The sequence below is a fragment of the Bradyrhizobium sp. genome, from assembly GCF_049581145.1.
Classification (GTDB): Bacteria; Pseudomonadota; Alphaproteobacteria; order Rhizobiales; family Xanthobacteraceae; genus Bradyrhizobium.
In genome coordinates this window covers 1-2,659 of record NZ_JBAURI010000190.1, presented here as the reverse complement: position 1 = coordinate 2,659, position 2,659 = coordinate 1, and the positions used below count along the sequence as shown (strand labels likewise).

The following is a 2,659-nucleotide window of genomic DNA, read 5'->3' as shown; positions in this document are numbered from 1 at the left end:
GTCCCGGCTGGGGCGAGCTGAGGCTGGCCGTTGCCGGCGGCGGCAGTGCCGGCGGCGCGGCGCCGGTTTGCAGCGCGGCGAGGCCCTGCTCCAGGCGTTGCAATCCGTCCTGGTCATTGGCGAGCGCGGCGTGAGCCTCAGCAATCGCGGCCTGCGCCGCGTCGGCCTTATCGAGCACGCGATAGGAGCGCACCAGCTGGATCCAGCCTGCGACGTCGGAGCCGTCCTTCTTCAGGCGTTCGGCCAGCCGCGCCACCATGCCGTCGATCATGCTGTTGCGCTCGGGCGGCGCCATCTGCGCGGCGGCCGCCATCTGACTCGCATCCGGGCCCGAGCTCGGTCCTGGCGAAGCAGGATCGATTGCCGCCGGCGCCGACCCGGCTGCGCCGGCCTCGAGGCCTTGCAGACCGGCGTCCAGGCGCTGCAGGGCCTGCGGATCGGCAGCCAATGCGGCATGCGCGTCGGCGATCGCGACCTTGGCCTTTTCGGGCCGCCCCAGCACGCGATAGGAGCGCACCAACTGGATCCAGCCCGGCACATCGGAGCCGTTCTTCTTCAGACGCTGGGCCAGCCCTTCGACCATCGCCTCGATCGAGCCCTCGGCGTGATCGGGCGGCGCGCCTTCGACCGCCGGAGAAGCCGGCGCCGCGGCAACCACCGGCCGGTCCTTCTCGTCGACCCGCGCCAGCGCGCTCTTGACCATCGGCAGCCACTCCGTGCCGTCGCCGGCACGCGCGATCAGGGCGGTCCACCGCTTCACGGCCTCGTCCCGGCGGCCTTCCTGCTTGGCGCTGAGCCCGAGATAGAACTGCGCCATGACGTCCTGGGGGTCGGCGGCTTCGGCGCGCGTGAACAGCTGCTTGGCTTCGGGAGTCACGACGCCGCCCGATGCCAGGATGATGGCTTCGCCGAGATCGCCGAGCCGCGCGGCGTCGGGTCCGAAAATATCCAGCGCGTTGCGCCGCGCCCGCACCGCATCGTCGTAGCGGCCGAGCCGCAGATAGACCGGCGCCAGCAGTTCCCAGCCGCGGCCGTTGTTCGGATTCTGCACCAGATAATTCTCGACCTCGGCGACGGTCTGTTCGACGCCGTCCGGAAGCTGCCCGCCACCTGCTTCGGCATTCATCGAAACCGGGACGAGATTGGGCGATCCCAGCGCCAGATAGGTCAACCCTGCCCCGAGCGGCAGCACCAGGATGCCGGCAGCCAGCGTCGCCATGCGGTAACGCCTCGCCGGAACCGGCGCGGCGACGATATGTCCCGCCTTGGCCGCCTCTGCGGCCGCGATCAGGCGACGCGAGACTTCCACCCGCGCCGCTTCCGCCTCGACGCCACCGATCAGGCTTGCGGCCTCGTCGCGATCGATTTCGTCGAGCTGATCACGATAGACCGCGACATCGCTGCCGGAACGAACCGATTTCTGGCCGCGCACCAGCGGCCACCCCACGGCGAAGACAGCCGCAACCGTCATCAATGCAAAGATCGGCCAGAGGATCATCGAGTGGTTCCACATGCACAGCCGGGCGGCCCGTGAGAGCCGAGCCGGGAGGGCCGGCCGGTGTCCAGATATCAGCCCCGCAACAGCCGGGCTTGATGTATATCAGACACCGGCGGGGCAGCCCAACAAAACACCGCCTGCCCCGGCCGTTCAACCGTCACGAGATCGAGATCGCCCGGACTCCCGCGCCCGAGCGACCACCGAACCCGATTACCAAGCGTAGGCGAGCGACAACGCCAGCAGGTGGACGTTGTAGTTCGGATTGGACGAGGCGAGCCAGACCGCCTGGGTCGACACGATCGGGCTATACACCGCGAGCGGATCGTTCTGCCAGTTGGTGACCGCGTTGCGTTCCCAGGCATAGCGCAGCCTGGCCTTGACTTCGCCCCTCAATCCGATCCGGTTGACGAGATCCTGGTCGAACTTGTAGGTCGCGCTCGCTTCCAGGCGCTGGAACGAGGTCGTCACGTCCGGGAACTGGCAGTTGGTGGTGGGCGCCATGGTCGTCGGGCATGTCGGATTGCCGCCGTTGGTGGCGGTCCCCAGCAGCAGCCGCTGCGCATCGACGGCGATCGACTGGGTATAGCGGAAGTCGAAGTCGAGCTTGTTCGGAATGGCCGCAACTCTCACTGCGGCGGTGATGGTGTCCACGGTGCTGTTGTCGTTGGTGTTCGCCGAATAAACGCCGCCCACTCCCAGCACGGCCGAGTTGGAGGTGCTGGAGAGGCCATAGAGCTGCTGGTTGTAGAACTCCCTGAGATAGCCCACCGTGAAAGCGACGTCCGGATTGAGGACATAGGTGACATCGACGCCGCCGTTCCACGAACTGCTCTCGGTCAGGCCTTCCTGGCTCAGCGGGTTCAGGCCGTAATGATCATCCTGATATTTGAAGTTCGGGGTGATGGTGAGGCCGCGCAGCACGACGATATCGACCGCGATATTGGCCTTGGTCCGCTGCCGCCCATCGATCATCATCTGCATGTAGGAGGGATTGTAATAATAGGAGTTCTGCGCCGGCGTCGATCCAGGGAACTGGATGCTGCCGACATTGGCCAGGTAATTGTAGTTTTCGGAGGTTCGGTCCGAGTAGTAGCCGCTGGAACGGAACGTCACCCAGCTGGTCGGCTTCCAGTCGGCAAAGACCTTGCCGGAGTTTTCGGA

The 2,659-nt window shown here is 66.5% G+C and carries 2 protein-coding genes; both read right to left on the bottom strand.

Features of this window, described 5'->3' with window-relative positions:
- On the bottom strand, positions 1–1,498 hold a 1,498-nt coding region (ccmI, locus tag WCB02_RS06330; RefSeq protein ID WP_423956981.1), incomplete at its 3' end, for a c-type cytochrome biogenesis protein CcmI.
- 210 nt (positions 1,499–1,708) lie between these two features.
- A partial coding sequence (locus WCB02_RS06325; RefSeq protein ID WP_423956980.1) for an MtrB/PioB family outer membrane beta-barrel protein occupies positions 1,709–2,659 on the bottom strand: 951 nt, incomplete at its 5' end.